Here is a 15263-nt window from a genome sequence, read left to right as displayed (position 1 = left end):
GCCAATCGCAAGGCGGACAATCCCGATGGAGCCTGCGCCGGTCACGCCGGCTGACAGGGGGGCCGAGCGCGTGTCGAACGTGGCGATCGACTTCACGGCCGTGAAAAAGTCTTACGGCGAGAAGGTGGTCGTCGACCAGCTGTCGTTCACGGTGGCTTCGGGAGAGTGCTTCGGCCTGTTGGGGCCGAACGGCGCGGGAAAGAGCACGATTGCGCGTATGATTCTCGGGATGTCCACGCCCGAGGCTGGCAAGATAACTGTGCTCGGCGAGAAAGTGCCGGCCCGTGCTCGATTGGCGCGCAAACGCATCGGCGTCGTTCCACAAGCTGACAATCTTGATCTCGAGTTCACCGTACGTGAAAACCTCCTGGTGTTCGGGCGCTATTTCGGGATGACGGCAAAGGATGTCGAGAAGATCACGCCGTCCCTTCTCGAGTTCGCCCGCCTTGAGAGCAAGGCGAATGCGCGGGTGACAGAATTGTCCGGTGGCATGAAGCGGCGTCTTACGCTGGCGCGGGCGCTCATCAACGATCCGGAGATCCTTATCTTGGATGAGCCGACCACCGGACTCGATCCGCATGCGCGGCATTTGATTTGGGAGCGGCTGCGGGCGCTGCTGTCGCGCGGCAAGACCATCCTTTTGACGACGCACTTCATGGAGGAGGCGGAGCGATTGTGCGACCGCCTGTGCGTCCTCGAGGCAGGACGCAAGATCGCCGAAGGGCCGCCACACACATTGATCGACGAACAGATCGGTTGCCCGGTCATTGAGGTTTACGGTGGTGACCCGAACGAGCTCTCCGCTCTCGTCAAGCCGCTCGCTCAACGTACCGAAATCAGCGGCGAGACGCTGTTTTGCTATGCGCCGGATCCAGAGCAGGTGCTCGCGCGGCTGCGTGGGCGGACCGGTCTTCGTCTGCTTCAGCGGCCACCGAACCTTGAGGACGTCTTCTTACGGTTGACCGGACGGGAGATGAGGGACTGAACGATGTGGGAGCAGTATGCGGCGGCTCTGCCCGCCAATGCGTGGAACTGGAGCGCCGTATGGCGCCGGAATTATATGGCTTGGCGCAAAGCGGCGCTGGCATCGCTTCTTGGAAACCTCGCTGAGCCCATGAGCGCCTTGTTCGGTCTGGGCTTTGGCCTGGGACTGATGATCGGCCAAGTCGATGGCATTTCATACATCGCCTTTCTGGCAGCTGGGATGGTCGCGACAAGCGCGATGATTTCCGCGACCTTTGAAACCGTCTATGGAGCCTTCGCTCGGATGCACGCCCAGCGCACCTGGGATGCGATCCTTTGCACGGAGCTCACACTTGGCGACGTTGTTCTCGGTGAATTGGCGTGGGCAGCGACAAAAGCCGTTCTGGCCGGGACGGGAATTACGATTGTAGCCGCTGCGCTGGGCTATGCGGCATGGCCGTCCATCCCTTATGCGCTGCCAGCCATTGCGCTCACCGGTGTTGCCTTCGCCAGCCTCGCCATGGTCGTGATAGCGCTCGCGCCCAGTTACGACTACTTCGTGTTCTATCAGACTCTCTTTCTCACACCCATGATGTACTTGTGCGGTGCGATTTTTCCGGTAGCTCAACTGCCTATCGCGCTGCAGCGCGTAGCTGAGGCGTTGCCGCTAGCACATTCGATCGACCTCATTCGGCCGGCAATGCTGGACCGGGACGCCAGCAGCGTCGGCCTGCATGTTGGCGTACTTTGCATATACACTGTCGTCGCGTTCGTCGTATCGGCTTTGCTGCTTCGTCGCCGGCTGATGCGTTGAACAAACGCCAAGCATAGTGTGAATCGGTTCTGCGGAAAAGTCACGGGTGGAGGCCGGCGGCAAGGATGCTCTTATCTTGCCGATATATCCGCTTTATGGAACGATAGTATCACGTGTGGCCTGACCTTGCCTCATTGGTAGGGGTCGAACTGTCTCGACCTTGTCAATCAGGAGCTGTCGCAATGTTGAAATCCGAACGATCGCCTGAGCCATTCGTCATCCTCGCGATGCCGAGGACCGGCACCCATTATCTGGAAGAATTGCTCAACGAACATCCAAGCGTGGTGAGCAATGGGGAATTGCTCAATGAGTTTGATCCAAATTGGCCCGACAAGGCGCGGCTCCTACGTAGCGATTGTGAGCTTCTGGAGCGTGCCTACTTGCGCTATCCAGCACGGAGCGACAAAAACGATGTGACGCATGTTGGCTGCAAGATCAACGAGCCGCAGTTTCATCACCGTCCGGGAATGATGGCTGAGCTGGCCGGTTGGCCGCGCCTTAAGATCGTCGTGTGTCGTCGAAATCCGCTGGAATCGCTCCGCTCACTCGTGCAGGCGAGGCAAACCGGTGAATGGTTGAAATACGACTCTGACAGCGACGGCAAGCCACCGCCGCTCGTCAGCCTAAGCCTCAACACCTGCGAAACCTACTTCAAGGCCACCGCTGAGTTCCACGACAGGATCAGGCAGTCGTTCGCCTCGTCCAATATCGTTGAGCTCGAGTATGAGAGGCTTGTTCGCGAGCCGCGCCTGTGCTTGGAGCGGGTTTGGGAATTCCTCGGCCTTCCTGTGCGGCCTGTTTCCGGTCGCCTCAAGCTTCAGCGCCAGGAAGTGCGACCGCTAGACCAAACCGTAGAGAACTTTGATCAGTTGCGTCGCGAATTCAAAGAAGGACCTTACGCCAAGTACTTTGAGGCTGTTGACGCCTGAGAATGGCTCTATGCCGGGGCGCCTGCGTTCAAATGCCCCCTGGTGGAGGCAAGAGCAGCGCTATGAACGGTTGGGGTTACCCGCGCGCAGGCATCTCGAATTGGCATGCGTCATTGGATGGCCGCATGGTTGCTGATGACTGCTCGAGGATGAGCCGCGTGCGGCGGCGTTCAACATCGGTAGGACCTTCACTCGCGCTTGCAGCCCAGATCTACTGAGCGAAGTTGTGCGCAGCTGTGCGCGAAGGAAGAAGGTCCTGTGGCGCGGTCCCCGCGGTGCCGCTGTCGGAAAGCCAACGGACTTGGTGTCTCGAACTCGCCAAGCAGGTCGTAAACCACAGGACTTAGCTTCACAACACGCGTGAATCACTCTGTCGGTAGAGATGGCCCAATTCCTGCACCAAGAAGGTTGAGCGTAACCTGATAGGAGGCGTGTTTGAGGGCCGATCTGCCGAACAAAGATGCGGTCGCCAGACCAATGTCGGTTGACAACGATCGCAGTTCCAAACCCGAGAAGGCCCGCGCCCGGCGGAGAGAACGAAAGACGCTGCTGCTGACCGGAGCATCGCGTGGCATAGGTTACGCCACGGGAAAGCTGTTTTCGGACGCCGGCTGGCGTATCATTTCTTGTGCGCGCCAGCCGATCGATGCGCGGCGATGCCCTTGGGAGGGCGCATCCAATGGTCATGTCCAGCTCGACCTCAGCGACCATCGCTTGCTGCCGCGCGCCATCGCCGACGTCAAAGAGCGCCTCGCGGGCGCGCCGTTGCACGCCCTGATCAACAATGCAGCGATGTCACCGAAGACGTCGAGCGGCGCACGACTAACATCGTTGGCGACCTCGATCGAGACCTGGATGGATGTATTCCATCTCAATTTGGTGGCTCCAATTCTGCTAGCGCAAGGGCTCTTTGCCGAATTGAAAGCCGCGTCCGGATCAATCGTCAACGTGACTTCAATTGCAGGCTCCCGGGTGCACCCCTTCGCCGGCAGCGCATACGCGACTTCGAAAGCCGCTCTTGCGTGTCTCACACGCGAGATGGCTCACGACTATGCGCCGCATGGAATTCGTGTGAATGCGATCGCTCCGGGCGAGATCAAGACGGACATTTTGTCACCAGATACGGAAGCACGGGTCGTACCGAACATTCCGCTGCGCCGGGTGGGGACCCCTGAAGAGGTCGCTAAACTCATCTTCTTCCTGTGTTCGGATGACGCCAGTTATATTACCGGCGTCGAAGTGCCGATCAATGGTGGCCAACACCTCTGATCGGCCGAAGATGGAGCGATACGTGCACGACACAAGCGTTGTCTCCCTGGCCGGCACCTGCGACCGTCAATCGGAACGGCAAAGAAGAGACAGATCAAGGAATTCAGGCCAGAAATCTGGTCACGACATCCGTTGTGCCGGACCAAGGTGCAAGACATTTGCGCTTGCTCTTGCGGACGCGTTGCCGAACAGCGCCGTTTGCGATCAGGAGCCCGTCAAGGCAAAGCCTGCGGGTTCAGATGCAAATCGGCTCCGGTCATTCATCGCAACACCTTGGACGATCGAAAGAATGCGCTACTATGCATCATGGTGCCAATGAGCACGATCAAAACCGTCTGTGTCTATTGCGGCTCCGGTCGCGGAACCAATCCCCACTTCACCGAAGGTGCCAAGGCATTCGGCAAGGCGCTCGCCGAGAACAACATTCGCCTGGTCTATGGCGGCGGCTCGCTTGGCCTGATGGGCTCGATTGCGACCTCCGTGTTGGATCACGGCGGCATCGTCACCGGCATCATTCCCGAATTCCTGCGGAAGCGCGAGAAAGCACTGGCTCGGGTGCAGGAGATGATCGTCACCCCCGACATGCACGAGCGCAAGCGGCTGATGTTCGAGCGCTCCGACGCTTTCGTGGCGCTGCCGGGCGGCGTCGGCACCCTGGAGGAGCTGGTCGAGCAACTGACCTGGAAGCAGCTTGGCCGTCACGCCAAGCCCGTGCTGCTCGCCAATATCGACAATTTCTGGGATCCACTGTTCTTGTTGCTGTCGCACATGCGCCAGACCGAGTTCATCCGCGTCGGCTTTTCGGTCGATATCCTCAAGGCCGATCGCGTCGAGGATATTCTGCCGAAGCTGAAATCGGCGGCGGCCCAGATCGCCGAGGCGGAAAAGCAGCTTGCCCCGGAGATCGCGCGGAAGCTCTAGAAGATTATTCAGCCGGAAACGTCACCGCCGCGATCCGGTTGCATCAGGATCGACGACGAAGGCTGCGTAGTACTGCACGCGGCCATGCGGGCGGATGCCCGGCGCGCCATTGGATGCGCCGCCGCTCGCAAGCGCTGTGGCATGAAACGCGTCGACCTCGCCTGTTGTTTTCGTCCGCAGGCAGATGGGCACGCCATCGGTGCTGGTACTCGGAGCCAAATGCGCGCGTATCGCAAGCGGATTGGCCTTCGGATGCGCCGTACTTCAGCCGCTTTGTGAGGACGCGCCGTCATTCGTCTTCCTGCCTAGCAGCTTTCCGGTCTTGCGATCTACAAAGTGCAGCCGGGAACAGGCGGGGCAAAAGACGCCTTGAAACTGGTGTTCGGCCGCTTCGTCGTCCATTAGCCGATGCTGAACCATAACTCGTGTGATCGGACAGAGGAAAGTGATGGTGCGCATATCTGCCTCTTGCTGCTGCGCTCGGATGAACAGAAAAACGGCCCGGCGGTGCGCGACCTCGCAACCCGCGCAGGTCCAGGCTTGCCATTCGGGATCAATCCGAATTACGGCACCTGAACCGGGGCCGCCTTGTTCTCGCGCAAAACGCCATCACTCATGTTTTAGATCGATGATCAATTCGTCGATTGGCGCGGCAAATGTCTCGCGCGATCTTCTTCAGTCGGAGTGAACCGAACTGCAAGGTGCTGCTCATCTTGATGGAGTATGGCATAAACAGGGATAGCGGTCGGTCAGGAGCGGTCTTCTGACGAAGCGTGCTTCAGGAGCTGTAAGCGCTGCCGAACGGTCCGAAAACAAGTCGGTTTGGACATCGCGTGCGCTCGTTGCAAGCTTCAGCGACGTGCTGCATCAACATGGTCACCGCCCGCGGGCCAGTTGAGTCCGGATGCCGAACATGCGGGAACTTGCGCCTTTGACATTAGAGAGCGCAAGCAGGAGCTGCTGCATGATCGTTCAGGGGAGTTGCGCTCTCGGCAGTTTCCGTATGCAGCCCGGGTCGACCAACCGCATCGACGCAGCTGGTGCCTTGATCGCACCCATGGGGATGGGCTTGGCTCGATCGCGTCTAGCTGCGAATCGTACTGGGAACGGCATTGCCACCTTCACGAGGCAGTCCTTGGAACCAACGGTGTGCTTGTGGAACGCACATGGGCTTTGTGGCGCTGAGGGGCGTGTTGTTGAGCTCGAAACGTGGCATTCGCCGATATCTCGATCCATCGAGTGTGCTTGCTCGTGCAAGCCAGCGGGAGCGCGGCCAGATGGCCGCGAGCCCGTGGGTGGCTTGGCGTTTACGAGAACGTGGCGAAGAACAAGAGAGCGCCCCAAAGCATCAAGATGAGGAGAAGGGCCGCGAGCGGCCACCGGCTCCGGGTCCTCAGGGGCTTCGAGGCACCAGACGAAAAATAGCCATCGCCCTCATTCAGCTGTAGTCTTGGTGTGCGCCAGTGCATGATTCATCTCCTATTCTGTGTGTGTCAATTGTCGGTCGAAGGTCCGAACTCGTGGCCAAAGCGAACCGGCCCGCTACGACTCACCACGATGCTGGTGTTGATAAGCTCCGATCGTCAGCCGTCATATGTCGGCCGAGAAAGCCTCATGCGGCGCAGCGTGGTTCTCCGACTCGGTTATTGCCCGAGAATGCTGCTCGTCTCGGCGCGATAGGCGTCTTCGTCGGCTCGTTCGCGCTTCCCAACGGCCTGGTCGTCGCTCTGCCAGACAATCAGGCTTTTGCAGCACGAGGTAGGAACCGAGCTCGGCTCACTTCAAGAGACTGGATCATCACGGGGCGGCGTCGCCCTGGCTGAACTCAGCTGTGGACCGAGACGATGTTCTCGCTAGGAAGCCTGCGCCCCCCCTGCCAGATCAATGGAGGATCACTTTGACGCTTCGAGAACGCCACACAGCTCAGCATGGCATTGGAGACACTCTACCTTGACCTTGGTTCGATCCATTTCCGTTCGTCGGAATTGCTTCAGTGGACAAGCTCAGCTTGCATTGCTCGCGCGCCATTTGAACTGGATGTAGCGGCCGGTTCGGCGGTCCATGGTGAGTCGAGTTCCTATCAGTGATTCGTGCCGACGGCTGATGAAGCCGGCGACGGTCATAGTCAGCGAAGCTGACCGCCAGCTGACGGACGTGACGGTTGTCCGAGCGAGAACGCTTGAGGCGGGTCCGCGCTAAGAGTTCTTTCGCGCGCAGCTGCCGTCTCGTCGGAGATTCAATGAGGCGAGTGCTCGTGCGCGCGCTACAATCCTTTCATCGCTTCTGCGCGTGATGACGGAATGCCCTGGCTTGGCATGGCCGCGTCAGTGATTGCTGTTTCACTCGTGATGTCCGCTCGTCTGTTGACTTCAATCAAGCTCTGCAGTTCGTTGTCGGCAGCATGGCCCTAAGATTGGCGCGGCCTATCCTGGAGACTGTGTTCAGTTCGATTCAACCATTGCCCACAGACTGACGATCCTCTCGTCGGAGGTTTGGTCCGCACCAATTGTCATTGTCTTGAAGCAGATTTGGGGCTGACGCAGGATGGTCCCCTCCGATTGCAAGCGAGCAAAGCCGAATTTGAGCACGAGCGCATCGTGATCGCCGAGCGCGCTGAACGCGCATGAAGATGGCGTGCAAGAGCGCGCGCTAGTAGAAGCCAAAGAGGAAGCTCGACCCATGCGCGCCGAGAGGTTGAGGCTCGTAAAAGTTTCGATCAGCTTAACACTGTTGAATCTCCAGGAAGAAGAAAAATGCTAGGAGGGGACTTTGCGCTGGGGGCTTTCCCAATGTTGGATACAGCTACCACCGCGCTCTTGCGCGCGGTCTTCGAAGAGGTCTGCGAGGGCGTGTCCGGTCACGAGACCGGCGCCCGCACCCATGTGGCCTCCAAAATTCTAGAAGCCGCCACCAAGGGGGAAACCTCGCCCGACCGTCTGCGGCAGGTCGGCCACGAAGCTCTCTCGCGTGCGCCGACGATGTGGCGATAATCGCGAGAGCCGGTGACGTCGAGGCACAGTGCTTGGCATTGCTGGTGATGTTTCGGGTTCGCCGCGCTGGCCGGCCTCGAGCGTCCCTTGGCGATCCCGGCGACCAGCGGCCAGGCTTGGGCCGAACGCACCGGACGACCGGCTTCGCACATGCTCAACCCTGACATTGTTTCACAAGCGCTGATCTAGCGCACGAACCGCGGCTGCTGCATAACCGAAAATGGACGCGCCATGTCGGAGAGTATGGAAGCTCGTCGGAGTGATTCAAGGCCGGCGGCCGAAAAGCTCAACCTGAGTGCTTCAGACTTTTGCCTATCGCAGCTTGCGGCGTGGACGCACCACGGTCGGCGCGTACGCCGTCAGCGCCGGCGCGTCGCCCGCGAACAGGGCGAACGCTTTCTGACGGTGCTGAAGTTGCCGAGATAATCAGAACGCCGTCGGCCTGGAAAAGTCGTTTGCGCCCGCAGTCCCAACGCGAGGAGGCCCCGCGGTCGTCCGCTCGCCTTCAAACCCCAGCTTGAAATCGAGGCGATCCAACTGAGCGCAAATGCGCCGCCTCCTGAATGGGCTGATCCTGACACCACTGCTGGCCGGTGCGGATGACTGATAGCCATCATGAATGTCACGCGGTTTGCATCCGCGCATCTCCTGCCGAAACGACCATGCTCTATCCATTAGGTTAGCAAGGAAACCCCCGTTCCGCGCCATCCCTCTTGTCAGCCTCGGAGGCCCTGTATTTCACGTAAATGGCGTCATAGTTATGGATTTTCATGGAAAATTTCGACTTTTCATGACAGATTGCCCCACCGGGCAACTCGGCTACCACGACCTAGGTCGAATTTTCATGGAAAATACCCCAAAATATCGTTTTTCAGAGCCTGTAACGACTTTTCACGGCTCGAGGCTGCCCGAACGCGCCACGCCGGTGGGATACGCGGCGCTGATCGACGCCCTCGGCTTGAAAGTTCCGATGCCGCGCACGCTATCCGCCGTCGGCCCCCGCCATAAGGCATACCAGCAAGACGGTTGGCACATTTACACGCCACGCCACGCGCCGCTGGCCAGCCTTGAAGGACATCTGACCTTCGCCCTCAAATACGAAGGGCTGGACCTGCTGATCCTCAAAGCCCTGTTTCAGGCAAGCGGACCAGAGCCGATCGAGGCCATGGTCAGGGGCACGCCGACCGGCACCTATGCCCGACGGAGCTGGTTTCTGTACGAGTGGCTGCTCGGCAAGACCCTCGATCTGCCGGCTGCAGAGAAGGGCACTTACGTGCTCGTTGTCGATCCCGATTTGCAATGGACAGCAGCCGCGGTTACCTCCACGCGTCACCGCGTCAAAAGCAATTTGCCTGGGACGCCGTCCTTCTGCCCGATGATCTTCCGGACAGAGACCTTACGTGAATTCACCAAACGCAACCTGCCGGCGCGCGCACGTGAGGTCATTGCCGACTTGCCCGCCGACGTGCTGGCGCGCACGGCCGCCTTCCTGCTGCTAAAGGACTCGCGCTCAAGCTTTGAGATCGAAGGCGAGCATCCGCCGCAGGAGCGCATTCAACGCTGGGGTAGAGCCATTGGCGAAGCCGGGCGCAAGCCGATCGACCTCGACGAACTGCTGCGCCTGCAACGCATCGTCATCGGCGACGATCGCTTTGTGCTGCTGGGCCTGCGCAACGAGGGGGGCTTTGTGGGCGACCGGGACCGCGACTCCGGCGCGCCCTTGCCGGACCATATCAGCGCAAGGCACGAGGACCTGCCGTCCTTGATCGAGGGGCTGGTCGCGTTCGACCGCAAGGCAGCGCCGGATCTGGACGCGGTCCTTGCCGCCGCAGTCCTCGCCTTCGGGTTTATCTATATCCACCCGTTCGCGGACGGCAACGGCCGCCTGCACCGCTATCTGATCCATCATATTCTGGCGGAACGCGGCTTCAATCCGCCGGGCATGGTGTTTCCAGTCTCCGCCGCTATTCTGGATCGCATTAACGATTACCGGCGCACTCTTGAAAGCTATTCGGTCCGCCTGCTGCCTTTCATCAAATGGGAGTCGACAGACAAAGGGAATGTTCGGGTCCTCAACGAGACGGCCGATTTCTATCGTTTTTTCGACGCCACGCCTCACGCCGAATTCCTCTATGAATGCGTGGCAAGGACGATCGATGTCGATTTGCCGGCGGAAGCCAGATATCTGGAAGCTTACGACACATTCAGGCGTAGCGTGACGGAGATCGTCGACATGCCGGACGGCACCGTCGACCTGTTGTTTCGCTTCCTGCGCCAGAACACGGGTGTTCTGTCGAAACGTGGCCGGGAAAACGAATTTGCCAAACTGACCGACGATGAGATCACCAAGGTCGAGGCGAGTTACAGGAATGCGTTTCCTAAGTAACTGCATCCCAGTGCAGGCGCACACACGGATGATTCAGCGCCGCGACCGGCAACATCACTCGTATCCCATGCGAGGTACACCTGGCGGCGGTACTATGACTCGCGGCACGAACATCGCGCCGCGATCACGCCCGGAAGACCCTTCAGGATCTCAATTCTGGCTGACTGAATAGAAGGCAGCACTTTTCCAGGCATCAGGCCGGAAGTGAATTCGCTAAAACGGTTTATAAATCGCACGAAATGCGACGCGTCGCAAGATTGCTAATTTGATCTTTCGTGCTAGAAGCCCCGCTCAACAACGAGTGGAGAGTTGCAATGGCAAAGAAAGTGAAGAAAGTAGTCCGCCGCGAGTACACGAAGGCGGACGTCAAAGAACTTCGCGCGCACTCCAAGGCGAGGGTGCCCGTAGCGAAGATCGCGAAGTCAATGAAAAGGACGGAAGGTTCTCTCCGTCAAAAGGCAATCAAGCTCGGCATCTCTCTAGGGCATCGCCGGTAAGATAGAGGGGAATAGCTTGTGCTTCTCTCCCGACAGAGTAAACGCGGCCCTTAGTTTTCTTCGCAGGGGACCTGTCCGCTCGAGCGTTACGAAGTTTGAAATAGAATGAGGCTCGCTCTGCCATCGCGAATGAAGTCATGCGATCATCACTCGTCTGCGAAAACCGAGATCGATTGGCTGATTGCCGCGCTGACTACTGCATCGGCCGATTTCAAACATTGAACTGCATACCGAATAGGGCATGCGCCGTCCAGCTGTGACGAGTGAGGCGATGCTGGAAACACAGATCGAACTGATCGTTGTGTTTTCGCTTCCCATAGATTTTACGCCGGTCGACTTCATCACCTCAGTGAACGAAGGCAATTTCGTGTAGCTTTGCCGTGCTCGAACAAGAACAACAGAAGCCAGCGTACTTCCCGCATTGTATAGTTCCGCCTTACAAAGGAATTCATCGTGACCAAGATGACCAAGAACCAGCTCATCGACGCAATTGCTCAAGGAGCGCAGGTTTCCAAAGGTGACGTAAAGGCCGTCATCGAGCAGTTGGCGATCGTCGGCTACAAGGAGTTGAACGAGGCTGGCGAGTTCGTCATCCCCGGGTTCGTCAAGATGTCGGTCGTGAACAAGCCTGCGACCGAAGCGCGCAGCGGAGTCAATCCTTTCACCAAGGAGCCGATGGAGTTCGCAGCCAAGCCGGCCAGCAAGTCGCTCAAGGCGTCACCGCTCAAGGTTGCTAAAGACGCAGTCGCGACATGATGAGGTCGCCTGCCGTGCATCACGCCAAGTGGCGCTGTTGCGAGGACGGATAGCGCACCGAGGTTGCCGCTGCCGACATAGGGATCCCATATGAACCTCATCGGCCAACAGCTGGCTATCGGCCGATTGATAAATCGTGACACGCTTGGCAGCGGGCCGCCAGTTCGGAGACCCGGTCCGCGAGGACGGTCACGATCAGACCTTCCGGACCGTTGGCGAGGACGAAGGGGACGTGGTCAGCGATCTCGCTCGTTTTGCCGCCAGTCACCGAACCAGGAGAGTTGGCCGTCGGCGCCAGACGTCAAAGTCGTCGCGGTCGGTAACGCCAAGGTAAAAGGAAGCCCTGATCGACGCCTCGCGTGAATTGGTGCGATCCGAATGTTGCTTTCACCGAGCCGGGTAAGGCGCCCATCTATTCCCGCGATATGACGACCGTGGCGATTGCGCGTCCGGCCACCGAACGGCGCCGACTATGAAACCACGCCGCGGTAACAGCCTTGGTGTGGCGGATAGCGCCTCGTAGCTATTGTGATGCTGTGTTGCCTGATGGACATGTCGATGATGATGGTTGTCAGGATGGCGCCGTCGGCGGTTGGGTCGGCAGCTGCATCATGAACTGGGGTAATCGGAGGCAACCGGCAGCCGCCTGAATCCGGCGAATTGTGCCGACCTTGATGATCGGCGCCCATCGACCCGCGTTTCCTCACGTCCGGGCCAACGGCCCGTCATCGGCGGCAATGCCGTGGGAGGCTCGGCCCTATGCGGAACGAAATGGCGGCCCATACGGCGTTAAAATCCGATATCACCCCGGACGTGGTCGACACCCAGTCGCCGTGTTGTATGCGGTGTGACTCCTCGGACTATGACCAGTATCCTCGAGGGGGTGTTGCAGCTTGCGATCCCGAGGCGTAGCTTGGCTTCCGGCTTATTCTGTTTATATGAGTTTTAGTTCATCGACATTCAGGCGGTCATACTTGCTCTCATGCGCATGGTTGCTGACGATATCTGCGAGTATGTGTCCCGGTGCGACACCGACGGCCAGACCAATGTCGCCTCAAAAATCCTGAAAGCAGCCACTCAGGGAGAGACGTCGTCCGACTGTGTAACGCAGGTTCGCCGCGACGCGCTCTCGAAGCCGTCGACGATGTGGCGTTAGTCACAAGAGGACGGGGTGAACTTCCAGGTCACAGTTCTTAAGATCCTGGTGAGCTATCCGGACGGGTTTGCCGTGATGGCGGACTTGAAGCGCGACATGGCGATCCTGGCGACCAGCGGTAGCGATTGGGCCGAACGCACCCGACGACTGGGTTCGCTCATGCCCGACCTTGACATCTTCTCGCAAGCCCTGATTGAACGTATGAACGGCGGGTGGCGCATAACGAAAAAGGGACGCGCCGTCTTGGAATTCATGGAAGCGCGCCCCAGCCGTCCGGAGCCCGCAAAAGATGCGCCCGAATGCTCCACCCGCGCGGCCCCGCTGCCGGTGCTCGCGCGCTCAGGTCGACGCGGGCGGCGGCAGCGCCGCCGCTCCGACCACGTGCGAGGAAGTGCAAACGCTTCCTGACCCGCTCGCACGCACCAGATATTCGGCCGAACCGCAGCTTCACATGATTAAAGCAGGGCAGCCCGCGCCGATAATCCAGTCTACTCGCTTGGTCTCGCTCGTTTTGAGGGCGTGCTCTAGAGGCTCGATTGGGCAACACTCCATCGCAGAGCAAGCAACAGACGATCACGATCAGGAAACTTGCGCTGTCTTCACTATCATTCAAGCGCGGTCCTGAAAATGCCCCCGGAAAAACGCAGCTGGTCTTCTCGGATGACGCAACCGGGGCAATCCACGAATCTGCTGAGTAGTAGAGACGAACGGCTCTCGTGTTTTGCGCTAGATCAATTCAACCTGCCCGTGAAACGATACAGTTTTGCACATGCCAAAACCGCTCGCCGACCGAGCTGTTGCGGCTGCGTGGCTTGGGGGTCCGGACACCTCCCTGCCACGCTCCTCGCAAAAGGTTGGGAGAAATGCAAGGTCCAGTCAGAAGCCAAAACAACCGTCCTCAAATCTTCCTTGATGATGAGATGGGCGCGCGCGCAATCGCAGCAGCGCAAGTGGCCTCAGCTGACACATGGCTTGAGGTATGGCTTGCCCGTTTCCGGCAGGTCCTCAGAGAACTCGGAAAACGAGGCTCCCTCTAATGCAGACCGGTCCGAACTCCGGGAGAGACGGAAGCACCTTGTAGCAAAATCCGTGCTGTTTGGACCAAACCTTCGGCTCTAGGGCACATTGACCGGTGGCATGGATGCGGTTGGACGCGGCACGAAACTACTCTTATGCTGGCCGCGCGCCGCCAGCATAATCACAAAGGCCACAAAAAGAATCACTAGGCCACGCATCCAAAAAAGGCTCCAATATTTGTCGCCGATATATGAACTCGCAGACGGGGGTGCCATAGCGGCGCTCCTGTGCACGTAGTTCGTCGCTATCGACACGACCGTACCGGCTAGGAGGCTGACGTCATCGGCCTGAGGCTCTCGGTGAACACGATTGGAAAACTCGTCGCTCGCAAGCTTTCGAGCGCGGACTCTTCCTCCGACAGACGTCTGCAGACGTACTGCCGGTCTTGTTCGGTGAGCTTGGTTTTCAGCAGCCTTCGGTGGCGCTCGATGGCGTTCCGATGTGTCCGCATGCGAGCCAAATTGTCTTCTATCATGGCCGTCATCCTTCCAATGCTCGTCGATCATGCTTTTCGCGTGCCTGATCGGCCTGAACTTGCGATCGATTCAAGAAGGTCGGCCGGCTCCAGCGAAAGCAACCGAGAGCGAGAGCGCTTGGTTTCGCGCTCGACAACTGGTTGACACTCAAGTCCGTGCTCAGCCGGTTTCACATGCGTTCCGGTCTCATGCCGCTTGATCCAATCGCGTTCGACCGCGAATGTCCGGCTCATTCGGAAACCGCTGCCGGCGCCGCTGGCATCGCAAAGGAAGGGACCATTGATCGGGCTCGATGCCGCCAGCGATCGCTTGCGTGCCGCGGCCTCCGGATCAGCGAACGGGTGGCCTGCACCGAACTTCATCCAGCCTCGCCCGGACCCGAAAAGATCGATGCGGGCGGCGTGGTACGCGGAATCGGCAGTGGACGCTCCGTCGGCCACGGCGCCCCCGCCAGATTTCCGCCCTTCACGTCGTAGCTGCCAGCCAACTTCAGCAACCGCTGGCTGGTGAACGGATCGGCCCTCTCAGCAAGGTCACGCGGCTGCTGCACCAGTTCTCTGTAGAATTCATATCCCATGACGCACTCTCACTGATCCCGCAGGATCCACGAGGACTGGGCGTGGCGTCAAACCCTGCGCCGGAGGAGTGTCAATCCAGTTTACCGCCAGCCTTTCTCAGCCCCCGAGATATTCTTTGTTGTCGCCGCATGGCAGCGAAGTGTCGCGCAGTCACGATGGAAAAATGCGTTCTTTGGCTTGAACAGCAGGAATAGGGTATCGAATCGGAATCGAGATTTATGTGTTACCCCGTTGAACCAGCGCGGCTCAGCATCAGCTGCTTTCGTTCCGCGGCTCCAAGGCCTTCCATTAAGACGCGGCTCCCATTAGCACTGACATTGCCCAGCTTCGCAGTGCTCCCAAGCCTGCCGTTGAGATCCTAGTCACCCGGCGGTCTGCTATTGCCTTTTATTCCCGGGTTACTAGTATCGGAGGCTTTCGGGATGGCCAAATCGGCCCCTTCCCATGGCAC

The 15263-nt window shown here is 59.1% G+C and carries 11 protein-coding genes and 1 pseudogene; 10 read left to right on the top strand and 2 right to left on the bottom strand.

Annotated elements, in window-relative coordinates; all coding sequences use genetic code 11:
- The first annotated feature begins 25 nt into the window (after positions 1–25).
- From nodI to JJE66_RS36145, 5 genes are all read left to right on the top strand, one after another.
- The gene (gene nodI, locus JJE66_RS36165; protein ID WP_246756863.1) at positions 26–985 is read left to right on the top strand and encodes a nodulation factor ABC transporter ATP-binding protein NodI; all 960 of its coding nucleotides are present in this window, start codon (positions 26–28) and stop codon (positions 983–985) included.
- A gap of 3 nt (positions 986–988) precedes the next feature.
- Positions 989–1777 carry an ABC transporter permease gene (locus JJE66_RS36160; RefSeq protein WP_200472228.1) on the top strand — a complete coding sequence of 263 codons (789 nt, stop codon included), beginning with the start codon at positions 989–991 and terminating at the stop codon, positions 1775–1777.
- A gap of 182 nt (positions 1778–1959) precedes the next feature.
- Positions 1960–2706 (top strand): sulfotransferase, encoded by a 747-nt coding sequence (locus JJE66_RS36155; protein ID WP_200520570.1) that lies wholly within the window; start codon positions 1960–1962, stop codon positions 2704–2706.
- 435 nt (positions 2707–3141) lie between these two features.
- Positions 3142–3975, top strand: a complete 834-nt coding sequence (locus JJE66_RS36150; protein WP_409362865.1) for an SDR family NAD(P)-dependent oxidoreductase — start codon at positions 3142–3144, stop codon at positions 3973–3975.
- A 315-nt stretch (positions 3976–4290) separates the two neighbouring features.
- Positions 4291–4896 (top strand): TIGR00730 family Rossman fold protein, encoded by a 606-nt coding sequence (locus JJE66_RS36145; RefSeq protein WP_200520569.1) that lies wholly within the window; start codon positions 4291–4293, stop codon positions 4894–4896.
- A gap of 4 nt (positions 4897–4900) precedes the next feature.
- On the opposite strand, the pseudogene JJE66_RS38330 reads toward JJE66_RS36145, so the two are convergent.
- Positions 4901–5091, bottom strand: a pseudogene (locus JJE66_RS38330) (VOC family protein); the annotation flags it as partial.
- Between the two features lie 2594 nt (positions 5092–7685).
- Between JJE66_RS38330 and JJE66_RS36140 the strand changes: the two are divergent.
- The 5 genes from JJE66_RS36140 to JJE66_RS36120 all read left to right on the top strand — a co-directional run bounded on the left by JJE66_RS36140 (position 7686) and on the right by JJE66_RS36120 (position 13089).
- Positions 7686–7886 carry a hypothetical protein gene (locus tag JJE66_RS36140; RefSeq protein WP_200520568.1) on the top strand — a complete coding sequence of 67 codons (201 nt, stop codon included), beginning with the start codon at positions 7686–7688 and terminating at the stop codon, positions 7884–7886.
- Positions 7887–8730: 844 nt separating this feature from the next.
- Positions 8731–10272 (top strand): Fic family protein, encoded by a 1542-nt coding sequence (locus JJE66_RS36135; protein ID WP_200520649.1) that lies wholly within the window; start codon positions 8731–8733, stop codon positions 10270–10272.
- A gap of 314 nt (positions 10273–10586) precedes the next feature.
- Positions 10587–10769: a hypothetical protein gene (locus tag JJE66_RS36130; protein ID WP_027544425.1), complete on the top strand. Its 183-nt coding sequence runs from the start codon at positions 10587–10589 to the stop codon at positions 10767–10769.
- 453 nt (positions 10770–11222) lie between these two features.
- Positions 11223–11525 carry an HU family DNA-binding protein gene (locus tag JJE66_RS36125; RefSeq protein ID WP_200520567.1) on the top strand — a complete coding sequence of 101 codons (303 nt, stop codon included), beginning with the start codon at positions 11223–11225 and terminating at the stop codon, positions 11523–11525.
- 1171 nt (positions 11526–12696) lie between these two features.
- A complete protein-coding gene (locus JJE66_RS36120; RefSeq protein WP_200520566.1) occupies positions 12697–13089 on the top strand; it encodes a hypothetical protein in 393 nt (130 codons plus the stop codon).
- Positions 13090–14592: 1503 nt separating this feature from the next.
- Here JJE66_RS36120 and JJE66_RS36115 read toward each other — a convergent pair.
- Complete coding sequence (locus JJE66_RS36115; RefSeq protein ID WP_200520565.1) at positions 14593–14811, bottom strand: hypothetical protein; 219 nt, start codon at positions 14809–14811, stop codon at positions 14593–14595.
- Positions 14812–15263 lie beyond the last annotated feature (452 nt).

The sequence above is a fragment of the Bradyrhizobium diazoefficiens genome (genome assembly GCF_016612535.1).
Classification (GTDB): Bacteria; Pseudomonadota; Alphaproteobacteria; order Rhizobiales; family Xanthobacteraceae; genus Bradyrhizobium; species Bradyrhizobium diazoefficiens_C.
This window is presented reverse-complemented; position numbering and strand designations above follow the sequence as displayed.